Source organism: Nocardia asteroides, assembly GCF_900637185.1.
GTDB classification, from domain to species: domain Bacteria; phylum Actinomycetota; class Actinomycetes; order Mycobacteriales; family Mycobacteriaceae; genus Nocardia; species Nocardia asteroides.
In genome coordinates this window covers 6,760,881-6,783,557 of sequence record NZ_LR134352.1, presented here as the reverse complement: position 1 = coordinate 6,783,557, position 22,677 = coordinate 6,760,881, and the positions used below count along the sequence as shown (strand labels likewise).

The following is a 22,677-nucleotide window of genomic DNA, read 5'->3' as shown; positions in this document are numbered from 1 at the left end:
GCAGCTGAATGGATAGGGTATGCGCATGACAGACAAGACTTCCGGTTTCCGCACTGCGGTGGTACCCGCGGCCGGACTCGGGACGCGGTTTCTGCCTGCCACCAAGACGGTGCCCAAGGAATTGCTGCCGGTGGTCGACACCCCCGGTATCGAACTCGTCGCCGCCGAGGCCGCCGACTCTGGCGCCGACCGGCTGGTGATCGTCACCTCGCCCGGCAAGGACGGTGTCGTCGCGCACTTCGTCGAAGATCTGGTGCTGGAGAGCACCCTGGCCGAGCGCGGCAAGTTCGCGCTGCTGGAGAAGGTCCGCAAGGCGCCGGGCCTGCTCGACGTGACCTCGGTCGTGCAGGAGGAGCCGCTGGGCCTCGGGCACGCGGTGGCCCAGGCCGAGGCCGTCCTCGACGCCGACGAAGCGGCCATCGCCGTGCTGCTGCCCGACGACCTGGTGCTGCCGTGCGGCGTCCTGGAGACGATGAGCCGGGTGCGCCGCGAGCGCGGCGGGTCGGTGCTGTGCGCCATCGACGTGCCGAAGTCGCAGGTCAGCGCGTACGGCGTGTTCGACGTGGAGGATCTCACCGAGGGCGCCGAGGCCGATGTCCTCCGGGTCAGGGGCATGGTCGAGAAGCCCGAGCTGGCCGACGCGCCGTCGACCTTCGCCGCCGCCGGACGCTACCTGCTCGACCGGGCGATCTTCGACGCGCTGCGCCGGATCGAGCCGGGCGCGGGCGGTGAACTGCAGCTCACCGATGCCATCGCGCTGCTGATCGCCGAGGGACACCCGGTCCATGTGGTCGTCCACCGTGGGTCGCGCCACGATTTGGGTAACCCGGGCGGCTATCTTCGAGCTGCCGTGGATTTCGCCCTCGAGCGGGAGGAATACGGTCCGCAACTGCGTGAGTGGCTGAACTTCCGGCTCAGCCCGGAGTGGGACCCTCAGGCCCCGAACGCATAGCGGTTGGACAACAGGCAGGCAGTCGCCGATAGACACAGGAGCTCGATGCGCTCGGTTGAGGATCAGCTGATCAAGGTCACCGCGGCCGCGGTCGCACCCAGGCCGGTCCGGGTCGCGATATCCGAGGCCCAGGGTCTGCTGTGCGCGGAGGACGTCGTCACCGAGCGCCCGCTGCCCGGCTTCGATCAGGCCGCCATCGACGGGTACGCGGTGCGCAGCGTCGACGTCGCCGCCGCGGGGACCGATGTGCGCGACGAAGAGGGCGAACTGATCGACCTCACCCTGCCGGTGGTCGGCGAGGTGGTGGCCGGTTCCCGCCAGCCCATCCGGTTGCAGCCGCGCCAGACCGTGCGCGTCGACACCGGAGCCCCGCTGCCGACCCTGGCCGACGCGGTGCTGCCGGTGGACTTCACCGACGGCGGCCGGGCCAGGATCAAGGTGTTCGAGCCCGTCCGTTCCGGCGACTACGTGCGCCGCATCGGCGACGACGTGCAGCCCGGCGACGTGGCAGTGCGCGCGGGCACCATCATCGGCGCCGCGCAGGTGGGCCTGCTGGCCGCGGTCGGCCAGGACAAGGTGCTGGTCCACCCGCGTCCCCGGCTGTCGGTGATCTCCATCGGTGGCGAGCTGATCGATATCGATCGCACGCCGGGACCGGGCCAGGTCTACGACGTGAACTCCTACGCGCTGGCCGCCGCCGCGCGCGACGCGGGCGCCGACGTGAACCGGGTCGGCATCGTCAGCGCCGATCCGCGCAGGCTGCGCGATGTGGTCGAGGGCCAGCTGGTGCGCTCGGAGGTCGTGGTGATCGCCGGCGCGGTCGGCGGCTGGGCCTCGGAGCAGGTGCGCGAGGCGCTCGACGGGCTCGGTGAGCTGGAGGTGGACCGGGTGGCGATGCACCCCGGTTCGGTGCAGGGCTTCGGGCGGCTGGGCCGCGACGAGGTGCCGACCTTCCTGCTGCCGTCGAATCCGGTGAGCGCGCTGGTGGTCTTCGAGGTGATGGTGCGTCCGCTGATCCGGATCGCGCTGGGCCGCAGGCAGCCGATGCGCCGGATCGTCAACGCGCGCACCATCACTCCGATCACGTCGATGCCGGGGCGCAAGGGCTACCTGCGCGCGCAGCTGCTGCGCGACGAGGCCACCGGCGACTACCTGGTGCAGCCGCTGGGCAACGGCACCAACGGGTCGTCGCACCTGCTGGCGACCTTGGCCGAGGCCAACAGCCTGATCGTGGTCGATCCCGACGACACCGATTTCCGCACCGGTGACGAGGTCCGGGTCGCGTTCCTGGCGCAGCGCGGCTGAAACGTGGAGTCGATGAACGTATTCCGGGCAGGTCAGCATCCCGGATGGCCGGCCCGGCTCGGCCCGGTGGTCGTGGCGGGCGGTCAGGTCACGCTGCGGCCGGTGCGGTTCCGCGACGCCGCGGCCTGGAGCCGGATCCGGCTGCGCGATCGGGACCATCTGGAACGCTGGGAGCCCACCGGTCGCGGCAGCTGGGAGGCGCGCAACCACGCGTCGAACTGGCCCTCGCTGTGGACGAGCTTGAAGGCCGAGGCCAGGCGGGGCGCGATGATCCCGCTGGTGATCGAGGTCGACGGGCAGTTCAGCGGCCAGCTCACCATCGGCAATATCGTGCGCGGCGCGCTGCGCTCGGCCTGGATCGGCTACTGGGTGGCCAAGGATCTGGGCGGGCAGGGCGTGGCGACGGCCGCGCTGGCGCTGGGCCTGGACCACTGCTTCGGGCCGGTCGGCCTGCACCGGGTGGAGGCCACGGTGCGGCCGGAGAACCTGGCCAGCCAGGCGGTGTTGCGCAATGTCGGCTTCCGCGAGGAGGGGCTGCTGCGCCGCTACCTCGATGTGGACGGCGAATGGCGCGATCACCTGCTGGTGGGCTTGACGATCGAAGAGGTCATGGGCACCGTCGTCGATCGCCTGGTCAGAGAGGGTAGAGCGGCACTGCCGTGAAATTTCTGTTACTCATGTGACAGGTGAGCACGGCGCGCCTGCCGCGTACGCAGGCGTGCCCGAATTAACCTACGGACGTCGGTAGTGCGTCCACGAAACGGACAATACGCGCAGGCGGGGACGGGAGGTGATGACCGCGATGCCGAATTCGATCCTGTGGATCGGACTTGTCGTGCTGTGGGTCTTCGTCCTGTTCCCGATTCTGGCGGACCGGCATCCCCGGATCCGCCGCACCACCGATGCCGCGCTCGCCACGCGTGTGCTGCACCGTGGCGGGGCCGAACGACGGATTCGCATCGGGGCGGCGGGCGGTCACGAGAGTGACCCCGATTATCGCCCCCGTGTGCTGAGCAGGCGCCCCCACCGTACTGATTCGGAGGATCGGATGACGACACCGGCCGACGAGCCCGTCACCGAAGCTGACGACGAGAAGCTCGCCACCACACCGCAACTGGAAGCCGCGTCGGAGGTCGAGGTGGAACTCGACGACGACGCGACCGCCGTCGAGAACGAAAAACCCGCCGAGACAACCGCTTCCGCCGACGACGACGTCGACGATACTGCGGCGGAGCCGGACTCGGACCGCGACACGGCCGAGCCCGACGCCGACGACGCGGACGATCCGCCGGTCACCGCGCGCATCCCACCCGCGCCGCCGGCCCGGCTCGACGACGTCGCCGAGCCGATCGCCGCCGCCGACGAGGACGACGACGACTTCGTGCCGAGCCGCCGCGGCCGCGGCGGTTACGACCCCGAGGCCGACGCCATCGCCCGCGCTGCGCGCTACAGCTTCCGCCAGCGCGCCGTGCTCGGGCTGATCATCGCCGTCATCCTGTTCGCCGCGTTCGGCCTGCTGCTGAACTCGATGTTCTGGTGGGCGTGCGGGCTGTCCACGGCCGTGCTGGTGGGCTATCTGGCCTATCTGCGCAAGCAGGTCCACGTGGAGGAGGAGATCCGCCGCAGGCGCGCGGCTCGCCTCACCCGGGGCAAGCGCCGCGAGGACACCGCGACGCCGGAGGCGGCGACCATCCGGCGCACCATGGACCGCGACACCGCGCGGGCCCTGCGCCGCCGTTCCACCCTGCTCGACACCGACGACGAGGACCCGATGTTCGAGCACCTGGAAACCTTCGATCCGGCCACCGCACGCGCCCTCCGCACCCGGGTCGACGACCTCGGGCGCGCTGTCGGCGAGTAACTGGTGAAACCACGCAAAATGGCAGGTCAGAGTACCGATTCGGTATCTGGGCGCAACGCCTGATACAGTGTCACAGCGCGGTTCGCCAGAGCCGCACGGGGCTATAGCGCAGTTGGTAGCGCGTCTCGTTCGCATCGAGAAGGTCAGGGGTTCGATTCCCCTTAGCTCCACTCCCAGATCCCCAGGCGCAACGCCTGGGGATCTTTTTTGTGTGCCTGAAGTCCAACTGTCTCGGACAGCTCTTGCCTCCACGCTGTGATCCGGCTAACCTCACTCCAGATTTGAGACGCATCCGTCTCAAGTGGGAGAGGAAGTAGATGGGATGGCACCGGTGACGAAGATGTCCCGCAGGTTGGCGGCCTTGGCGGTCGCGGTCACGGCGATAGCGCCCGCACTCAGCGTCGCGGTGGCGACGGCCGAACCTGCTGGGACAGCTCCGGTGGCGGTGCAACCGGCGCCCGCGGTGGCTGTTCCGCCGGAACTGGATCCGGCGTTCTACCGGCCGCCCGCCGAGCTGGTCGCGGCCAAGCAGCCGGGCGAGATCATCGCCGCGCGGCAGGTCAACGTGGCCAACGCGGGCCTCATCCCGGTGAATGTCGACGCCTGGCAGGTCTCCTACCGTTCCACCAACACCAGGGACGAGGCCATCGCCGCGGTCGCGACGGTGCTCAAGCCGCGCGGATCGACCCCGGACAAGCTTGTTTCGATGCAGATCGCCGAGGACTCCCTCGCGGCCTACTGCTCGCCGTCCTACGCCGTGCAGCAATGGTCGGCCGCGGCCGCGCTCGGGCAGATCGTGGCGCCACTGGAATTCGTCGTCGCCCAAGCCCAGCTCCAGCAGGGGTGGGCGGTGGTCATTCCGGATCACCAGGGGCCCGACAGCGCGTTCGGCGTGGGCCCGCTGGGCGCCCGGATCACCCTCGACGGCATCCGCGCCGCCCGCGACTTCGCGCCGATGCGGCTCGCGCCCGACACCCGCGTCGGCATGTACGGCTATTCCGGCGGCGCCATCGTGACCGGCCATGCCGCCGAGCTCGCGCAGAGCTACGCCCCCGAACTGAACATCGTCGGCGCGGCCATCGGCGGTGTGCCCGCCGACTTCGGCCCGCTGCTCGACATCGGCAACGGACAGATCTGGTCGGGCATGATCATGGCCGCCGTGCTCGGACTCGGACGCGAATACCGCGAGTTCGGCGAGCTGCTCGACCGTGATCTGGACCCGCTCGGACAGGGCCTTTCGGTGATCAAGGGCGGCCTGTGCGTGCAGTACAACACCGCGCTGTTCCCGTTCCTGAACATGAAGGGCATGCTGCGCGTCCCCGAGGGCGACCCGATGCGCAATCCCGTCGTGCGCGACGTGCTCGACAAGACCCGCATGGGCAAGGCCGTCCCGGACATGCCCATGTTCATCTGGCAGGCCAACCCCGACGAGCTGATTCCGGTGGGCCCGGTCAACACTCTCGTCGACACCTACTGCCAGAGCCCGGACGCGCAGGTCCAGTACATCCGCGAACACCTCGGCGAGCACATCACGACCGAGGTCTCCGGATCGGCGACCGCGCTGCTGTGGCTGCGTGACCGCCTCGACGGCGCCCCCGCCGCCCCGGGCTGCAGGACCGCCGACGCCGGCCTGCTCGCGCTGAACCCCGACGGACTGGCGCTGCTCGCGAACACCTTCGGGGAGACCATCGCCTCCTTCTTCGGCAAGCCGATCGGTGTCCGCTAGCCGTCACCGCCGACTCCCGCAGATCCCCAGGTCCCACGGCCTGGGGATCTTTTCGTGCGGTGCTACGGTGGCGGTGTGCTCATCGAGGTCGACAGACTCTAGCCGCCCAGTCGAAGGCGGCGTTCCGGCAGTGCGCGCTCCGTCGAGCGCGAGCACCCTCACCTGCGCCTGAACCGGCGTGCCGCCACGCGGTCACGTCCGCCTGCCTTCGCCTGCTGCCCGGGATCTGTCACATTTCTCGCAGCCGCTCCTTCGCGAGCAGGAAAGAGCCACTTCTCATGTCCACTTCCATCGTCCTGCGCGGTGTCACATTCGAATGGCCCGACGGCACCGTCGCGCTGCACGACGTCGACGGCGCGTTCTCCGCCGGGCGCACCGGCCTGGTCGGCCGCAACGGCGCGGGCAAATCGACGCTGCTGCGCCTGATCGCCGGAATTCTCACACCGACCTCGGGGCGGATCGAAACCACCGGCGACGTGGGCTATCTCCCGCAGACACTCACCCTCGGCCGCGACGCCACCATCGCCGAGCTGCTCGGAATCGCCGACAAGCTCGCCGCCGTGCGCGCCATCGAGGCCGGTCGCGTCGACGAGGCGCTGTTCGACACCGTCGGCGACGACTGGGACATCGAGCCGCGCGCCGACGAAGCCCTGCACGAGATCGGCTTCGGCGCCGCCGATCTCGATCGCCGGGTGGGCGCGATCTCGGGCGGCCAGGCGGTGCTGGTCGCCATCACCGGTCTGCGCCTGCGGCGCACCCCCATCACCCTGCTGGACGAGCCCACCAACAACCTCGACCGCGAAACCCGGTCCGCGCTCACCCGATTCGTGGACAGCTGGCCGGGGACACTCGTGGTGGTCAGCCACGATCTGGACCTGCTCGAGCACATGGACGCCACCGCCGAACTGCACGGCACCACCCTGACCACTTTCGGCGGTCCCTACAGCGCCTGGCGGCAGCAGCTCGACCAGGAACAGGCCGCCGCCCAGCAGGCGGCCCGCACCGCCGAACAGGCGCTGAAAACCGAGAAGCGCCAGCGCATCGAGGCCGAGACCACGCTGGCCCGGCGGGAACGCACCGGCAAGGCCACCCAGCGCAACGGCGGTATCCCGCGCATCCTCGCGGGCAATCGGGCGAGCAAGGCGCAGGGTTCGGCAGGCGCGCTGCGCACCACCCTCGACGCGAAAGTACGCGCTGCCCAAGAGGTGCTGGACGCCACGGCGGCAAGGGTGCGTCGCGAGGAACACATCCACCTCGACCTGGCCGACCCCGAAGTGCCACGCGGCAAACGCATCGCGGACCTGTCCGACGGTGATCGGACCGTCCTGATCCAGGGCCCGGAGCGGGTCGCGGTGGTCGGCCCCAACGGCGCCGGGAAGTCGACGCTGCTCGAGAATCTCCTGCACGGCCGCGCCGGTGTCCTGCACACCGACCGCGTGGGATATCTCCCGCAACGCCTGGACGGTCTGGACGAGCGGCTCGGCGCGCTCGACAATGTGCACGCGGTGGCGCCGGGCACGCCGCCCGCGACGATCCGCAACCAGCTGGCCCGATTGCTGTTGCGCGGCAACAGCGTCGAACGGCCGGTCGCCACCCTGTCCGGTGGAGAACGATTCCGGGTCTGCCTGGCCCGGCTGCTGCTGGCCGACCCGCCCGCCCAGCTGCTGGTCCTCGACGAACCGACCAACAACCTCGACATCGCCACCGTCGACCAGCTCGTCGAGGCGCTGGCCGGCTATCGCGGCGCACTGCTCGTGGTGAGCCACGATCTGCCGTTCCTGCGCCGGCTCGGCATCGACATCGTCGTCGAACTCGACGCCGCGGGCCGGTTCCAGCCGGGCGCGACGCTGTAGACCGCCCCGCCGGGCCCGGTCAGCGGGCCCGGCGGTGGGCGGCGCGCCGGGTCAGCGTGTCGACGATGCGCTACCACGCCGGGGAGGCTTCCGCGATCCGGGACGTGACGAGTGCGTCGGTGCCGGGCCTGGCGGCGGGCGGCGCGTGCGCGATCTCCCAGGCGTCCAGGTCGTCGATGAGCTGGTCGAGGCGGGGATCGCGCGGGTCCCAGCCGACGGCCGCGTCGACCGCGCGGAGCAGGCGGATCGTCTCGGGGTCGTCCAGTTCGGCGTTCTTCTCGCGCACCCGTCGCGGGAGGGCGGCTGGGTCGAGGGCGCACAGCAGGATCCAGGAGTCACGCTCGAGCCGGATCCGCTCCTCGCCGATGCCGAAGCCGCGCAGCCGGTCCAGGACCGCGACCACCTCGGGCGGCAGGACCAGCCGTTCACCGCTCGCCAATTCCGCGATGCGGGCGCGGTATTCGGTGAGCTGATCGATCTTGCGGCGCAGCTCGGCGTCGATATCGGTGACGGCGGCGGCGAATTCGGCGGGCCGCGCGTGCAGCAGGGCGTCGATGCGGGCCAGTGGGACACCGGCGTCGGCGAGGGTCCTGATCCGGATGAGGTCGACCGCGGCCTGGGCGCGATAGCGGCGATAGCCGGAGGCGTCGCGCTCGGGCTCGGGCAGCAGGCCCACGTGGTGGTAGTGCCGGACGGTGCGCACGGTGACGCCCGCGGTCGCCGCGAGCTGGCCGATCGTGAGCACCGTCCTCCTCGGATCCCCGCCGAATATGCGCACGTCGAGTCTAGGCGCGCGCCGTCAGGGCGAGCACATCGCGCACGGCCGCGACGACAGCGTCGGGACGGTCGAAGCAGAGGCGATGGTGCACGGTGTCGGTCAGGATCCGGTGCTCCCCGCGCGTGACCGTGCGGACCAGGGCGGCGTCCATGCCCGTGCGCCCGGCGTGCATCGCCGCCAGCGCGTCCGCGGGCTGGGTGGGGTCGGGGCCCAGCGCGCTGAGCGCGATCAGCGGGACATCGGGCAGGCCGGGTCCGGCGCGCAACTCGGCGGCCAGCTCGCGCAGATTCGCGCGCTCGGCGATGCCGACTCGGGTCCACTCGTCGGTGTCCTTCGCCGCGAGCAGGGTCTGCCGGATGTCGGCGGGATAGTCCGTCAGCAGTTCGGCCCGCTGGGCGCGCAGGGCGGGACGCAGCTGGTCCAATTCGGCGAGGTCGGTACCCATCCGCTCGGCCGCGGCCAGCCGCATGGCCGTAGGCATGAAGTGGTCCCAGTCGCGGTGCAGGCCGTCGAGCCAGACCAGTCCGGCCACCTCCGCCGGGTAGAGCTGGGCGAAGCGGTGGGCGTAGAAGCCGCCCAGCGAATGCGGCACGAGGACATAGGGTTCGGGCACAGCGAGAGCCCGCAGGAGCGCGCGCAGCTCGGTGGCGACCGCGGCGGCGCTGCGCGGCAGGTCGAGCGGGTCGCTGAAGCCGGTGCCGCCGCGGTCGTACACCACGGCGGTGGCGAACCGCGAAACTGTTTGCTGGACGCCGAAATAGTCCAGGCCGACCGCGCTCGCGCCGGGCAGGAACACCACCGTGGGCCCGCTTCCGGCGCGGTGGGTGAACAGGCGGTGGCCGGCTACTTCGGTGAACCCGCCGACGGGTGGGGCGCACCGGGCCGGGGGAGTACTGGGCTGCGTCATGGGATCAGCCTGCAACCCTGACGCAGGGTCAAGGTCAATCCCGTTACCGACAATCATTTCCGGGACTTGCCTGAAATCCTCGCTCTGATATTCGGTAATTCGGGTCATCAATTCGAAATGATCATTGGCGCCGTTACCGTTTTATCGCCGAGATCACATCTGTACCCGCCCCGTTCGCGCGTTAATCACAGCGATTCGCTATTGCCGTGCCGCGTATTTGCGGACCCTGCCGACAGCCGATAACGTTCCGGTCAACTGAACAATCCGAGCAGGACCGCGAGCATGGCCTCGAAAAGTTCGCTGCCGGGGAGCAATCGGTTCATCAGCGAACAGACGTGACGCCGCCGACGGGAGGGGGGCGTCACGATCGGAAATACCAGGGGCAGTTCATGACAGCGGTCATCACGGCACGCGCCGTGCCGGAAGATGTACCGAATATTCACCCGTCGTTCGCTTATCGCGGAGTCGCGCTGATCGCTTCGATCACGGCAATCGTGCTGACCGCGACGGCGGGGCGATACGAATTCTTCGGTGACGAACTCTATTTCCTTTCCGCCGGGCGGCGGCTCGACTACACCTACGCCGACCAGGGTGTGATCGTCCCGCTGGTCGCCTGGATCTCCGATCAGCTCGCGCCGGGATCGGTGATCGCGCTGCGGTTCCCCGCGGTGCTGATGTGCGTGGGCGCGGTCGTGATCGCGGCCCTGATCGCGTATGAGCTGCGCGGTAGCCACCGTGCCCAGCTACTCGCCGCGGCCGCCTACGCGATGTCGGGTCTGGCGGCCAATCAGGTGGTGCTGAGCACCTTCTCGTTCGACGCCACCTTCACCGCCGTGATCACCTGGCTGTTCATCCGCTGGGTGCGTACCCGGCAGGACTGGCTGATCGTGGTCGCGGGTCTGGTCGCCGCCGTGGACATGCAGGTGAAGTGGATGATCCCGATCGTGTGGGGATGCCTCGGGCTGGCCGTGGTGCTGTGCGGCCCCCGCGAGGTGCTGCGGCGCCCGGCGCTGTGGGTGGCGACCGGCATTCTCGCGGCGTCGCTGGTCCCGATCCTCTACTGGCAGTCCCAGCACAACTGGCCCCAGCTGGCCATGGGCGCGGTCATCGGCGCCGAACAGGACGCCACCGGTTACGGCCCCATCGGATTCCTGCCGCAGTGGCCCATCCTGGCCGGCGTCATGGGGACCCTGCTGCTCGCGATCGGGTTGTGGGCGGCGTTCAAGCAGGAGTCGTTGCGGCCCTACCGTTTCATCGCGGTGGCGCTGGTGATCATGACCGCCTTCGTGATGCTGACCCACGGCAGGCCCTACTACCCGGGCGGGCTGTTCCCGGCGATGTTCGCCCTCGGCGCGGTCGGGCTGTGGCAGTACGACCGCAAGCGCTGGATGAACCTGGCGCTCTACCCGATCGCGGCGCTGTCGGTGCTGGTGGTGCTGGTGACCCTCACGGTGGTGCCGTTGTCGCCCGGCTGGCGCACACAGGCCGAGGACGCGATCGATCTCGGTCTCCGGGCGGCATTCTTCGGCAACACCAACTGGACCTCGCTGGTCGCGGCCGTCGACGCCGGGTACGACACGCTGACCCCGGCGGAGCAGGCGCACGCGGTGATCGTCGCGCAGGGCTATCCGCAAGCCGGCGCCATCGAGCACTTCGGCGGGCGGTACGACCTGCCCGCCACCTACAGCCCCAGCCGTGGTTTCGGGTTCTTCGGCCCGCCACCGGATTCGGCGACCACCGTGATCTATGTGGGCCTCGACACCGCCGAAGCCGATCTGCGGAGCCGTTTCGCCCAGGTGGAACGGGTGGGCGGGCTCGACGATCCACTGGGCGTTCCGGGCATCGACCGTATGGTCGCGGTCTGGAAATGCCAGGGGCCGCGGGAACCCTGGTCGGTCATGTGGGACTCGATGACCACGCTGTACTACGACCTCGGGCTCTGGCGCGATCCCGCCACGAGTACCCGGCCCACGCGCTGACCCGGCCTCAGAACAGGCCGCGCAGCGCCAGGAACCGCAGACCGCCCGCCGCCGCGAGCACCGCCAGCACGGCGCCCGCCTGCGCGGCCCCGCCGAGGCCGGGCGCCACGGCCGCCAGCCCGGCCAGGGCCGCGGTGCTGGTGGCCAGGCCGACCAGCGCCAGCCCGCCGCCTTCCCACTGGGCGGTGAACCAGCCGACCCGCCCCGCCGCGCGGAAGGTCAGCCTGCGGTGCAGTTCGTTGGCGAGCACCGTGCTGACCACCGAGCCGATCGCGTTGGCGACCAGCGCGCCGAACCCGCCGCACGCCAGGAACAGCGCCGCGTAGGCGATATTGCTGACTCCGCCGACCAGCGCGAACCGGACCAGCTGGGCGAACACGTGATCGCCGCGCAGCGCCCGCCGGACACGGGCGAGCGGTTCCCGGAGCGGCATCGGGGCGAGGACGGGACCGAAGACCGGGGTGGCGATGGCGATGCTGTTCACGCGGACAACGCTCGCCCGGCCCGCTGACGCCGACCTGACGCCGGACTGACACGCCACTGGCGCCGGCCGCCGGTCGCGCTGTCAGCCGCCGTGTCAGAGCGCTGTCAGGTCGGTATCAGCCGCACCGGCGACGGTAGTTCCCATGAACAGCACAGCCATCGCGGCCTCCGGGCTGCGGAAGTCCTACGGGGACAAGACAGTCCTCGACGGTATCGACCTCACCGTCGGCGCGGGCACCATCTTCGCCCTGCTCGGCCCGAACGGCGCGGGCAAGACCACCACCGTGAACGTCCTGACCACCCTGCTGAAGGCCGACGGCGGCACCGCGCGGGTGGCGGGACACGATCTCGACACCGAGACCGGGGCGGTCCGCGCGGCGATCGGCGTCACCGGCCAGTTCGCCGCGGTCGACGACCTGCTCACCGGCGCGGAGAACCTGAAGCTCATGGCCGACCTGCACCGCCTGCGCGGTGCGGAGGGCAAGCGGGTGGTCGGCGACCTGCTCGAGCGGTTCGACCTCACCGCCTCGGCGGACAAGCAGGCCGCGAGCTACTCCGGCGGCATGCGCCGGAAGCTGGACCTGGCGATGACCCTGGTGACCAAGCCCGAGATCGTCTTCCTCGACGAGCCGACCACCGGTCTCGACCCGCGCAGCAGGCGCACCATGTGGGAGATCGTGCGCGAGCTGACCGCCGGTGGCGTGACGATCTTCCTCACCACCCAGTACCTCGAGGAAGCCGACCAGCTGGCCGACCGGATCGCGGTCCTGGACCAGGGGCGGATCGTCGCCGAGGGCACCGCCGAGGAACTCAAGCGCCGGGTGCCCGGCAGCCACATCCGGTTGCGCTTCGCCACCGCGGCGGAGCTGGCCACGGCCGCGGACATCGTGCCCGGCGCCACCGCCGACACCGACGCGCTCACCCTGAGCGTGCCCGGCGACGGCGACTCGAAATCCCTGCGGGCACTGCTGGACCGGCTCGCCGCCCACGACCTCGAGGCCGAGCAGGTCTCGCTGCACACCCCCGATCTCGACGACGTATTCCTCGCCCTCACCGGGCACCCCACCACGGAGGCCGAAGCCCGATGAGCACCCTGTCCGCCGCCCTGTTCGACTCGTCGGTCATGTTGCGCCGCAACTTCACCCACATCACCCGTTCGCCCGTCACGATCTTCAACGCCGCGCTGATGCCCGTAGTGATGATGCTGATCTTCGTCTACGTCTTCGGTGACGCGTTCGACGTGGGCGAGAACTACATCGACTACGCGGTGCCCGGCATGCTGATGCTGGCCATCAGCTACGGCCTGTCCGGTACCGCGGTGTCGGTGAGCTCCGACATGACCACCGGGGTGATCAACCGGTTCAAGGTGATGGACGTGTCCCGGGGCGCCGTACTCACCGGACATGTGGCGGCGAGCATGGTGACCAACGTGGTCGCCATCGGTTCCGTCCTCGCCGTCGGCTTCGCGCTGGGCTTCCGTTCCCCGGCGAGTGCGGCGCAGTGGCTGGGCGCGCTCGGTGTCCTGCTGGCCACCGCCTTCGCCGCCGCGTGGCTCACCGTCGCCCTCGGCATGGCCGCGAAAACCCCGGAGGCCGCGGGGATGTCGGTGGTGCCGCTGATCATGCTGCCCTTCGTGAGCAGCGCGATCGTGCCCGCCGACAAGATGGGCCCCGGCGTCCGCCAGTTCGCCGAGTACCAGCCCTTCACCCCGATCATCGAATCAGTCCGTGGGTTCCTGACCGGAAGTCCTTCCACGGGGTACACCGTCGCGGCGCTGGCCTGGTGCGCGGGGTTCGCGGTGGTCGGATACCTGTGGTCCCGAGCCACTTTCACGAAGCGGGCGTGAGTGCCATCGGCCCCCGACCCCTATCGCCCCGGTGATCACCGATCGCCGGGGCGATCGGTGTGTTCGGTGTGGCTTGTCATGAATAGTGCTGGAGCCCAGACGGTTTGGAGGCGCCGCACGTAGGCTGTGTGGTGCGTGGATATCGGGCCGCCAGCGGCGCGACGGCTGCGGTGCGGTCCGCTGGGGAGCTGGGACGAGGGGGTTCGGATGGTCGATCCAGGCGCGGTCGCGATCGTCATCCGCGGCAAGACCGACGGTCTCCCCGAGGACCGGACCGCCGAGGTCACCGTCTGCGATCCGGGACCGCGGCACGTCCGGGTGCGGTTCGGCGGCTCGCGGGACTACTCGTTCGGATGGGACCGGGTCGCGATCCTCGAACATCCGACGCGGGTGTCGCTGGGATCGGGCGCGCGGCTGTTCGTCGACGGATCGCCGCAGGACGCGACCACCGGCTACCTGTTCACCGGACCGCCGGATGCCGGGTCGTGGTGGCACGTGCTCAACAGCCGTGGCGGGTGGGACGTGTACCGCGCGGATCGGGTGCTGGTGCTGCCGAACGCCGCGGGCGATCCCCGATCCCGCGAGGTGCTCGCGTACTGGCGCGCCGTGGCCGGGAAGCTGGCGGGCGATTCCGGTGTCCTGCTGCGTAACCACGAGAAGCTGGACTTCGTCCACCCCGACAGCGCGCTGGCCCGGATCCTCGCCAAGGGGCCGATCCCGGCCCGGCCCGACGCCGAGATGCCGTTGCCGCTCTATCCTTTCCACACCAACATCAGCCAGACCGACGCGGTGCGCAGAGCGCTGCGCTACCCGATCTCGGTCATCGACGGCCCGCCCGGCACCGGCAAGACACAGACGATCCTCAACATCATCGCCTCGGTGATCTGCCGACCCGACGCCACCGTGGGGGTCGTGTCGTTCAGCAATTCGGCCGTGGACAACGTCTTCGAGAAGCTGACCAGGGAGGGCTTCGGGATGGTCGCGGCCAACCTGGGGCGCGCGGAGAAGCGGCAGGAGTTCTTCGATCGGCAGGGCGGCCGCCACACCGCCGTCGACACGCTGCTGCGGGCGGGCGCCGCCACCCCCGCCACCAAGACCGCGAGCGAACTCGCTGCGGTGCACCGGCGCCTCGACGACCTGCAGCACCAGGACCGCCGCCGGGCCGAGCTGCGCGGACAACTGCACGGATACCAGTTGGAACAGCGGCACTTCCAGTCCTTCTTCGACCGTGGCGAGGTGCCCGACGCCGACGCCCTGCCGCTGCTGCGGCGCTACAGCGCGGACAAACTGCTCGACTTCATCGCCGACACCGATCCACGCCGGCCCCGCGACAGCGGGTGGGAGCGGATGCGCGACACCATGAACCGCTACTTCCGCTACCGTGCGCTGCGCACGGTCGACGCCGGCGACGTCGAGGTGGTCCTGCGGATCCAGCGCCTGTACTACGCGAAGAAGATCGCCGAACTGGAGCGGCGAGTCGAGCAGCTCACGAAGACGCTGGAACACAAGAAGTTCGAGGCGCTGCGCGCCGACCGGACCCGGCTGTCCCAGCAGCTGCTCGGCGACGCGCTGCGCGAGCGGTATCGCGCGCTGTCGCGCACGACCTATACCCCGGCCTACCGATATCGGCAGTTCCGGCAGTTCACCCGCGACTACCCGCTCATCCTGAGCACCTGCCATTCGCTCCAGAACAGCATCGGGCCCTCGTTCCTGCTCGACTACCTGATCATCGACGAAGCGTCGCAGGTGGATCTGCTCACGGTGAGTCCGGCGCTGGCCTGCGCGCGCACGGTGATCGTGGTCGGCGATCTGGCGCAGCTGCCGCCCGTCACCACCGAGCTCGCCGATCCGCCGCAGGCACCCGCGCCGGACTTCGACTACCGGCGCAGCGTGCTGTCCTCGATCATCGACCTCTTCGGCGCCGAGCTGCCCCGGACGATGCTGCGCGAGCACTACCGGTGCGATCCCGACATCATCGAGTTCTGCAACCGGAAGTTCTATGGCGGCAAGCTGATTCCTTACACCCGCGGCGCGACGGGTGGCTCGGCGCCGATGACGGTGGTGCGGACCGTCCCTGGCCACCACATGCGCCGGACCTTCGGCGACGACGACCCGATGTCGAAGGGGCGCAGCAATCAGCGCGAGATCGACGTCATCCGGCAGCAGGTCCTGCCGTGGGTATCCGCCGACACCCCGCCGCACGAGATCGGGGTCACCACGCCGTACCGTCGCCAGGCGAACAAGGTGGCCGACGCCCTGATCGAGTCCATCGAATCCGACACCGTGCACAAATTCCAGGGGCGGGAGAAGGAAGTGGTCGTCATGACCACGGTGCTCGACGACTCGCGCAGCGCGGTGGCGGCACTGGAATTCGCCGACGACCCGAAACTGATCAATGTCGCGGTGTCGCGGGCGGTGCGCTCGTTCGTGCTGGTCACGCACCCGTCCGAGCTGCCCGCCAGCAGGCACCTGCGCGATCTCATCGGCTACATCCGCTACCGGGACCCGGACAACGCGGTGGTCGACAGCGAGGTGGCGTCGATCTTCGACCTGCTCTACACCGACTACACCGCCCGGCGGCGCAGGCATCCGCTGATCGGGTGGGGTCGCACCGAGTGGCCGTCGGAGGACATCGCGCTGACGATGCTCGAGACCGTGCTCGCCCGGCCCGGCTACCACCACCTCGCCGTCCACCGGCAGGTGTTCCTGCGGAACGTGTTTCCGCGCTCGCTGGACAGGCTCGACGAAAAGCAGCGCCGGTTCGTCCGGGATCGGGCGTCGTTCGACTTCGTCCTCTACAACCGGATCACCAACGAGAACGCGGGCGCTGTCGAGGTGGACGGCTTCGGCACCCACGAGGCCGACCCGGCCCAGCTCGCCCGCGACAGGCTCAAGGATCAGATCTGCCGCCGCTACGACTTCCCGTTGCTGCGCCTGCCGACCACCGGCAGCGACGAAGCCGCCCGGTTCCGGGCGTTCCTGGACCGGCTGGCCTGACCGCGTTCAGCGGGCGAGGACCAGCCCGACCAGCTCGGCCGGGTCGGTGTCGGCTCCCGCGCGCACGGCTGCGTGGAAGGCCTTGTCGCCCAGGTGTTCCCGGGTGGACCGGGCGACCCGGGTCGCGTCCGGGTGGGCCAGGTCGGGCAGGCCGCGGGTGGTGTCGCTCGCGCCGAGGAGCCGGGCGGCCCGGTCCGGTTCGCCCGAGCGCAGGGCGAGGTCGGCGATGCCGACGAGCACGTGGGCCACCAGGGGAGCGTGACCCGCCGCCCCCGCCGCCGCGTAGGCGGCGGTGAGATGGGTGGCCGACTCGGCGGGGTCGGTGGCCAGGTAGCCCAGCAGCACATGCACCATCGCGCTGACGTTGGGCTGTTCGGCGTCGGGGCCGAGCAGCGTGCGGGCGAGGGCGATCTGGTCGTGCGCCAGTTGCGGGTCGTCGCCCCAGCGGGCCAGTTCTGCACGCGCCATGGCGACTTCGGCCAGCGCGGTGGGCCAGCCGTTCTGATCGGCGTGCCGCTGCGCCTCAACCAGGGCGGCGGCGCTCGCCGCCGGATCGCCGAGCAGCTGATGCAGATGGGCTTGCCTGGCGCGCATGCCCACCACGTCCTCGACCGCGCCGACCTCGGTGACCACCGCGATCGCGTCGTCGAGAAGTGCCACGGCCCGGGCGAATTCGCCGCGCATGGCGGTGCGGTTGGCCAATTCGGTGAGCGCGAAGGAGATGCCCCAGCGTTCGCCGAGCGCGCGGAATTCGGTGAGCGCCTGCGCGAGATACTCGTCTGGCTCCGGGCCGGCGTGGCCGAGCACGGTGCGCAGCTTGCCCAGCTGGAGCCGGGCCAGCGCCCGCACCCAGGGATCGTCGTCGTCGAGCACCGATTCGAAGGCGGGCAGGTACTCGTCCGGGCCGCCGAGCATCCGGTCCAGGGCGGCGGTGAAGCGCAGCGCGGGATGGCCGCCGCCTGCCTCGCGGCCGAACCGGTGCGCCTTGCGGATCCACTCCGCGACCTGCTGTTCGTCATTGCGGCCCGAGGTGACGAAGTGCACGACCAGCCCGTACACCAGTGCCCTGGTCTGGTCGTCGACCTCGCCGGGCAGCTCGGCGGCGGCGATGACCAGTTCGGTGCCCTCGCCCTTGTGCCCGCCCAGCCACCAGTACCAGCCCGCGGCCCCCGCGAGCCGCATCGCCGCGGCGGCGTCCGCGTCGGCCAGCGCGCCGCGCATGGCCGCGGCGATATTGTCGTGCTCGGCCTCGAGTACGGCGAGCCAGCTGAGCTGCTCCGCGCGCCGCAGGTGCGGTTCGGCGGATTCGGCCAGGCCGGTGAAGTAGTCCAGGTGCGCGCGCCGGGCCGCGTCGGCATCGCCCGACTCGACCAGGCGGTCGGCGGCGTACTGCTTGATGGTCTCGAGCATCCGGAAGCGCGGACTGTCGTCCGGGGTCACCAGCAGCAGGGACTTCTCCGTCAGCGTGGTCAGCAGTTCCAGCACCTCCCACTGCTCGACGGCACCGCCGTCGGCGCAGACCTGTTCGGCCGCTTCCAGACTCGCGCCACCGGCGAACACCGCGAGCCTGCGCAACACCTGCCGTTCGGCGTCGCTGAGCAGTTCCCAGCTCCAGTCGACCACCGCGCGCAGGGTCCGGTGCTGCGGGATCGCGGTGCGGCTGCCGCCGGTGAGCAGCCGGAAGCGGTCGTCGAGGCGGTGCGCGAGCTGGTCGAGCGACATCGTGCGCAGACGCGCGGCCGCCAGTTCGATGGCCAGCGGGATGCCGTCGAGCGCGCGGCAGATCCGGGCCATGGTCGCCAGGCTCGCCGCGTCGGTGCCCAGGTCCTTGCGGATCGCGCCCGCCCGGTCCCGCAGCAAGGCGACGGCGGGGGCGGCGGCGATCGCGGTGGGCTCGGCGTTCGGGGCGGGCAGGGCCAGCGGTTCGACCTGCCACAGCGCCTCGCCGGTGATGCCGAGTGGCTCACGGCTCGTCGCGAGGATGCGCAGGCGGGTGCACTCGCCGAGCAGCCGATGCGCGAAGGCCGCCGCCGCCTCGACGACGTGTTCGCAGTTGTCCAGGATCAGCAGGGTTTCGCGGTCGCGGATCGCGGCGATCAGCCGGTCCATCGGCTCGGCGTTCGGTGCGCTGCCCAGCAGCGCGTCCCTGAGCCCGAACGCGGCCAGCGCCGCCTGCGCCAGATCACCGCCGCCGTCGGCGCCCGCCAGTTCCACCAGCCAGGCGCCGTCGGGCAGATCGCCGAGCATGGTGCGCGCGGTCTCCACCGCGAGCCGGGTCTTGCCGGAGCCGCCGGGGCCGGTGACGGTCGTGAGCCGGTGCGCCGCGATGAGTTCGCGCACCGCCGCGATATCGGCGCGCTTGCCGACGAAGCTGGTCAGCTCGGCGCGCAGGTTCGTGGTGCGTTCCTCGGCCCGTGCGCCGACCTCGCCGCGCAGCAGCGCGACGTGCAGTGCCGAGAGCTCCGGCGACGGGTCGACGCCGAGTTCGTCGGCCAGTTCCTCGCGGGTGCGCTGATAGACCGCCAGCGCCTCCGGCCCGCGGCCCGCGGCGGCCAGCGCCCGCATGAGCGCGCCGGCCAGCCGTTCCCGCACCGGATGTTGCGCGACCAGGTCGGTCAGCTCACCGACCAGCTCGGGGCCACGCCCCAGCCGGATATCGGCCTCGTACAGGTCCTCCAGCGCGGCCAGGCGCAGGCCCTCGTAGCGGGTGATCACGGCGGCGGCCTCGGTGCTCTCGCCCAGCTCCGGCATGGCCGCGCCGCGCCACAGCTGCACCGCCTCGCGCAGCAGCGCGGCCTGTCGCGTGTCGTCGCCGCCACGGGCCAGGTCGAGCAGCTGATCGAAGCGCACGGCGTCGACGGCGCCGGGGTCGACGGTCAGCCGGTAGCCGCCCGGCTGCACCTCGAGCGAACCGTCGGGCAGGGCGCGGCGTAAGCGGGAGACCAAGGCCTGCAACGCGTTCGCCGCGTCGGCGGGCGGCTGCTCACCCCAGATCCAGTCGACCAGCTTCGACTTGGCGACCGCGCGTCCGGGTTCGAGCGCCAGCGCGATCAGCAGGGCCCGCAGCCGGGCGCCCGGTACCTCGATCGCACCGCCGTCCGTGGTTCGGATCTCCAGCGGTCCCAGCATCGCGATCTGCACCGGCCCATTGTGCCCCGCACGTCAACCGGTCGTCCGACCTGCTCGGCGTGAGCGGGGTGGACGCGGTGTCAGGGCGCGCGTCAGGCCGGTGTCAGCCCGGTATCAGCGCGGCTCGCGACAGTAGTCCACATGAACAGCACGACCAGCGCGGCTCCCGGGTCACGCCGAGGGTGCCGGTTCACCGACTACCGCGCAGTACCGACTCCCGAGGAGACCGTCATGACCACCACCTTCCAGACCCCCGCCCCGATCGCCGTCACCGTCGACGTGCTCGCCGCCGATGTCACCGTCATCGCCTCCGAGCGCACCGACAGCGTCGTGGTGATCCGTCCCGCGGACCCGGCCAAGAAGGCCGACGTGCGCGCCGCCGAACAGACGAAGGTCGACTTCGCCGACGGCGTCCTGAGCGTGAGCAGCCCGAAGAACTGGCGCACCTACACCCCGTTCGGCGGCAACGCGGCGATCGCGGTGACCATCGAGGTGCCCGCGGGCTCCCGGCTGACCAGCACCACCGGCGTGGGCCAGGTCCTCGGCGCCGGCGAGCTCGGCGACTGCGAGGTGACGGTGTCGCTGGGCGACATCGTCGTCGAGCGGCCGCAGGGTTCGGTCACCGCCAAGACCGCCAAGGGCGACATCCGCATCGGCGCCGCCGTGCGCGGGGAACTGCGGCTGGAGACCTCGGTCGGCGCGGTCGAGGTGGGCATCCACCCCGGCAGCGCGGCGCGCCTGGAGAGCGACACCTCGCTCGGCACCGTCCAGAACTCGATGGCCCCGGTCGGCGCCGAGCCGGTGGACACCGTGCGCGTGTTCGCGCGGAACTCGCTGGGCAACATCGTCATCCGGCACGCCGAGGCGGCCTGAGACCATGATCGACACCACCGCCGTCCCGCACGGCCTGCCCCAGCACCGCGACGCGGGCCCCTTCGACCCGCCCAGCGCGATCACCCGCCTGCGCGCCACCCGCCCGGTGAGCCCGCTGAAGTTCCCCGACGGCCACGACGGCTGGCTGGTCACCGGCCACGAGGCGGTGCGCAGGCTGATGGCCGACACCCGGTTCAGCTCGCGCCAGGACCTCGGCGTCGTGCACGTGCCGTACGAGACCCCCGGCATGCCCGCCGCCACCGAACCGTCCCCGCCGATGCCGGGCGTGTTCGTGGCCATGGACCCGCCGGACCACGGCAGGCTGCGGCGCAAGCTCACCGGCGCCTTCACCGTGCACCGCATGCGGGCGCTGGAGGAGCACATCGCCGAGATCGTCGAACAGCGCCTCGACGCGATGGCGCGGCTCACCCCGCCGGTCGACCTGGTGGCCGAGTTCGCCTTGCCGGTGCCCTCGCTGGTGATCTGCGAGCTGCTCGGCGTGCCGTATGAGGACCGGGCGACGTTCCAGGTCAACACCGCCAAGTTCCTGGTGCGGGACCAGACCCTCGAGGAGAAGATGGGCGCGCTCGGCGCGATGAACATGTACCTGGCCGAGCTGGTGACCCGCAAGCGGGCCGAGCCCGGCGAGGACATCCTCTCCGACCTGGCCCGCGACGAGGATCTCGGCATCGACGAACTGACCGGCATCGCCTTCCTGCTCCTGCTGGCCGGGCACGAGACCACCGCGAACATGCTGTCCCTCGGCACGTTCGCGCTGCTCGAGCACCCGGCGGAGCTGGTGCACCTACACGCCGATCCGGAGCTGATCCCCGACGCCGTCGAGGAACTGCTGCGCTACCTGTCGGTCGCCGACATCTTCTACCGCTACGCCACCGAGGACATCGAACTGTGCGGCGAGACGATCCCCGCCGGCTCGACGGTCGTCGTCTCGCTCCTGGCCGCCAACCGCGACCCGCTGCGCTACGACGATCCCGACCGCCTCGACGTCCAACGAAAGGCCCGCGGGCACACCACCTTCGGCCACGGCATCCACCTGTGCCTGGGCCAGCAGCTGGCCCGCATCGAGCTCCGCGCCGGTTTCGCCGGCCTGCTCCGCCGCTTCCCGACCCTGGCCCTGGCCGTCCCGGCGGAGCAGGTGCCACTGCGCAGCGACATGAACATCTACGGCGTGCACCAACTCCCGGTCACCTGGTCGACGAGCTAGTCCCGACGCCGCGAGCCCCTGGCCCTCCCGCCGGGGGCTCGCGGCGTGTGCTCAGGCGCGCAGCGGGCTGGGCCGAGCACCGAAACGCACTGCGACATCGAGAAGTCGAGATGTTTCATCGCCGCCCGCTGGACGGTGGGGAGGTCTAGTAGCGATAGCGGGCCTGGGCGATGAGGATGTTGTCGCCGGAGACGGCGTAGACCAGACGATGCTCATCATTGATGCGCCGAGACCAGTAGCCGGACTTGTCGCCCTTCAGGCTCCGGCTTACCGAGACCGGAGAAGGGATCGCGATCGATGTCGTCGATCAGACGTAAGACCCGCAACGCTATCTTCCGGTCGGTGGCTGTCCAGTGGCCGAGGTCTTCGAATCCGACCTTCGCGAAGACGACCTTCATTCGAGCTCTTTCGCGAGCCGCTCCATGTCGATCTCCATCACGTCACCGGATTCCAGCTGCGCGATTCCCTGGGCAAGACGTGCCGCGTTGGCAGGGGAGCGCATCAAGTACAGCGTCTCCCGCAGAGAGTTGTATTCGTCCTCCGAGATCAGTACGGCGTTGCCTTTGCGGCTGGTGATATGAATAGCGACAGCATCGTCGTTGACCTGTTCGATCAACGGATAGAGACTGGCGCGTGCCTCGCTGGCGGACATGCTGGTCATCGGATACTCCTCTCCCACCCCACACGCCTATGGTCCGGGAATGCGGTACGAGTGTCGACCGTGTGGTGCTCGGCGTGACGAGCGGGTGGGACCCGGCTTTCG

17 protein-coding genes, 1 tRNA gene and 1 pseudogene are annotated in these 22,677 nt (G+C 70.5%); 13 read left to right on the top strand and 6 right to left on the bottom strand.

Annotation, left to right across the window (positions count from 1 at the left end; all coding sequences use genetic code 11):
* The first annotated feature begins 25 nt into the window (after nt 1–25).
* The 7 genes from EL493_RS31370 to EL493_RS31340 all read left to right on the top strand — a co-directional run bounded on the left by EL493_RS31370 (nt 26) and on the right by EL493_RS31340 (nt 7,697).
* The gene (locus tag EL493_RS31370; RefSeq protein WP_030201125.1) at nt 26–952 is read left to right on the top strand and encodes a UTP--glucose-1-phosphate uridylyltransferase; all 927 of its coding nucleotides are present in this window, start codon (nt 26–28) and stop codon (nt 950–952) included.
* Nucleotides 953–997: 45 nt separating this feature from the next.
* Complete coding sequence (gene glp / locus EL493_RS31365) at nt 998–2,257, top strand: molybdotransferase-like divisome protein Glp (protein ID WP_019049235.1); 1,260 nt, start codon at nt 998–1,000, stop codon at nt 2,255–2,257.
* Nucleotides 2,258–2,269: 12 nt separating this feature from the next.
* Nucleotides 2,270–2,920: a GNAT family N-acetyltransferase gene (locus tag EL493_RS31360; protein WP_022566245.1), complete on the top strand. Its 651-nt coding sequence runs from the start codon at nt 2,270–2,272 to the stop codon at nt 2,918–2,920.
* A 139-nt stretch (nt 2,921–3,059) separates the two neighbouring features.
* Nucleotides 3,060–4,118 (top strand): divisome protein SepX/GlpR, encoded by a 1,059-nt coding sequence (gene sepX / locus EL493_RS31355; protein ID WP_022566246.1) that lies wholly within the window; start codon nt 3,060–3,062, stop codon nt 4,116–4,118.
* Nucleotides 4,119–4,215: 97 nt separating this feature from the next.
* Nucleotides 4,216–4,288: transfer RNA gene (locus tag EL493_RS31350), tRNA-Ala, on the top strand.
* A 170-nt stretch (nt 4,289–4,458) separates the two neighbouring features.
* Nucleotides 4,459–5,844, top strand: coding sequence for a lipase family protein (locus tag EL493_RS31345; RefSeq protein WP_030201122.1), 1,386 nt, complete (start codon nt 4,459–4,461; stop codon nt 5,842–5,844).
* Between the two features lie 278 nt (nt 5,845–6,122).
* The gene (locus EL493_RS31340; protein WP_019049231.1) at nt 6,123–7,697 is read left to right on the top strand and encodes an ABC-F family ATP-binding cassette domain-containing protein; all 1,575 of its coding nucleotides are present in this window, start codon (nt 6,123–6,125) and stop codon (nt 7,695–7,697) included.
* Nucleotides 7,698–7,767: 70 nt separating this feature from the next.
* Here the strand turns inward: EL493_RS31340 and EL493_RS31335 are convergent, their stop codons facing one another.
* Nucleotides 7,768–8,442 (bottom strand): MerR family transcriptional regulator, encoded by a 675-nt coding sequence (locus EL493_RS31335; protein ID WP_019049230.1) that lies wholly within the window; start codon nt 8,440–8,442, stop codon nt 7,768–7,770.
* Between the two features lie 40 nt (nt 8,443–8,482).
* The gene (locus EL493_RS31330; RefSeq protein WP_030201118.1) at nt 8,483–9,382 is read right to left on the bottom strand and encodes an alpha/beta fold hydrolase; all 900 of its coding nucleotides are present in this window, start codon (nt 9,380–9,382) and stop codon (nt 8,483–8,485) included.
* A 494-nt stretch (nt 9,383–9,876) separates the two neighbouring features.
* On the opposite strand from EL493_RS31330, the gene EL493_RS31325 reads away from it, so the two are divergent.
* Complete coding sequence (locus EL493_RS31325) at nt 9,877–11,361, top strand: ArnT family glycosyltransferase (protein WP_162178112.1); 1,485 nt, start codon at nt 9,877–9,879, stop codon at nt 11,359–11,361.
* Nucleotides 11,362–11,368: 7 nt separating this feature from the next.
* On the opposite strand, the gene EL493_RS31320 is transcribed toward EL493_RS31325, so the two are convergent.
* Nucleotides 11,369–11,794: a GtrA family protein gene (locus EL493_RS31320; RefSeq protein ID WP_036835308.1), complete on the bottom strand. Its 426-nt coding sequence runs from the start codon at nt 11,792–11,794 to the stop codon at nt 11,369–11,371.
* Between the two features lie 193 nt (nt 11,795–11,987).
* On the opposite strand from EL493_RS31320, the gene EL493_RS31315 reads away from it, so the two are divergent.
* The 3 genes from EL493_RS31315 (at nt 11,988) to EL493_RS31305 (ending at nt 16,687) form a co-directional block, all read left to right on the top strand.
* Nucleotides 11,988–12,932 carry a daunorubicin resistance protein DrrA family ABC transporter ATP-binding protein gene (locus tag EL493_RS31315; protein ID WP_019049226.1) on the top strand — a complete coding sequence of 315 codons (945 nt, stop codon included), beginning with the start codon at nt 11,988–11,990 and terminating at the stop codon, nt 12,930–12,932.
* Nucleotides 12,929–13,690, top strand: a complete 762-nt coding sequence (locus EL493_RS31310) for an ABC transporter permease (protein WP_019049225.1) — start codon at nt 12,929–12,931, stop codon at nt 13,688–13,690. Before EL493_RS31315 ends, EL493_RS31310 begins: the two co-directional genes overlap by 4 nt.
* 207 nt (nt 13,691–13,897) lie before the next feature.
* The gene (locus EL493_RS31305) at nt 13,898–16,687 is read left to right on the top strand and encodes an AAA domain-containing protein (RefSeq protein WP_019049224.1); all 2,790 of its coding nucleotides are present in this window, start codon (nt 13,898–13,900) and stop codon (nt 16,685–16,687) included.
* A gap of 6 nt (nt 16,688–16,693) precedes the next feature.
* Here EL493_RS31305 and EL493_RS31300 read toward each other — a convergent pair whose 3' ends face one another.
* Complete coding sequence (locus EL493_RS31300) at nt 16,694–19,828, bottom strand: BTAD domain-containing putative transcriptional regulator (protein WP_019049223.1); 3,135 nt, start codon at nt 19,826–19,828, stop codon at nt 16,694–16,696.
* A 219-nt stretch (nt 19,829–20,047) separates the two neighbouring features.
* Here EL493_RS31300 and EL493_RS31295 point away from each other — a divergent pair, with 219 nt between their 5' ends.
* Both EL493_RS31295 and EL493_RS31290 read left to right on the top strand, forming a co-directional pair.
* Complete coding sequence (locus tag EL493_RS31295; RefSeq protein WP_019049222.1) at nt 20,048–20,689, top strand: DUF4097 family beta strand repeat-containing protein; 642 nt, start codon at nt 20,048–20,050, stop codon at nt 20,687–20,689.
* Nucleotides 20,690–20,693: 4 nt separating this feature from the next.
* Nucleotides 20,694–21,914, top strand: a complete 1,221-nt coding sequence (locus EL493_RS31290; protein WP_019049221.1) for a cytochrome P450 — start codon at nt 20,694–20,696, stop codon at nt 21,912–21,914.
* A gap of 145 nt (nt 21,915–22,059) precedes the next feature.
* Here EL493_RS31290 and EL493_RS31285 read toward each other — a convergent pair.
* Together EL493_RS31285 and EL493_RS31280 are read right to left on the bottom strand one after the other, a co-directional pair.
* Nucleotides 22,060–22,312, bottom strand: a pseudogene (locus EL493_RS31285) (Txe/YoeB family addiction module toxin).
* Nucleotides 22,309–22,575, bottom strand: a complete 267-nt coding sequence (locus EL493_RS31280; protein ID WP_022566250.1) for a type II toxin-antitoxin system Phd/YefM family antitoxin — start codon at nt 22,573–22,575, stop codon at nt 22,309–22,311. The pseudogene EL493_RS31285 and the gene EL493_RS31280 overlap by 4 nt, the downstream one beginning before the upstream one ends.
* Nucleotides 22,576–22,677: the final 102 nt, after the last annotated feature.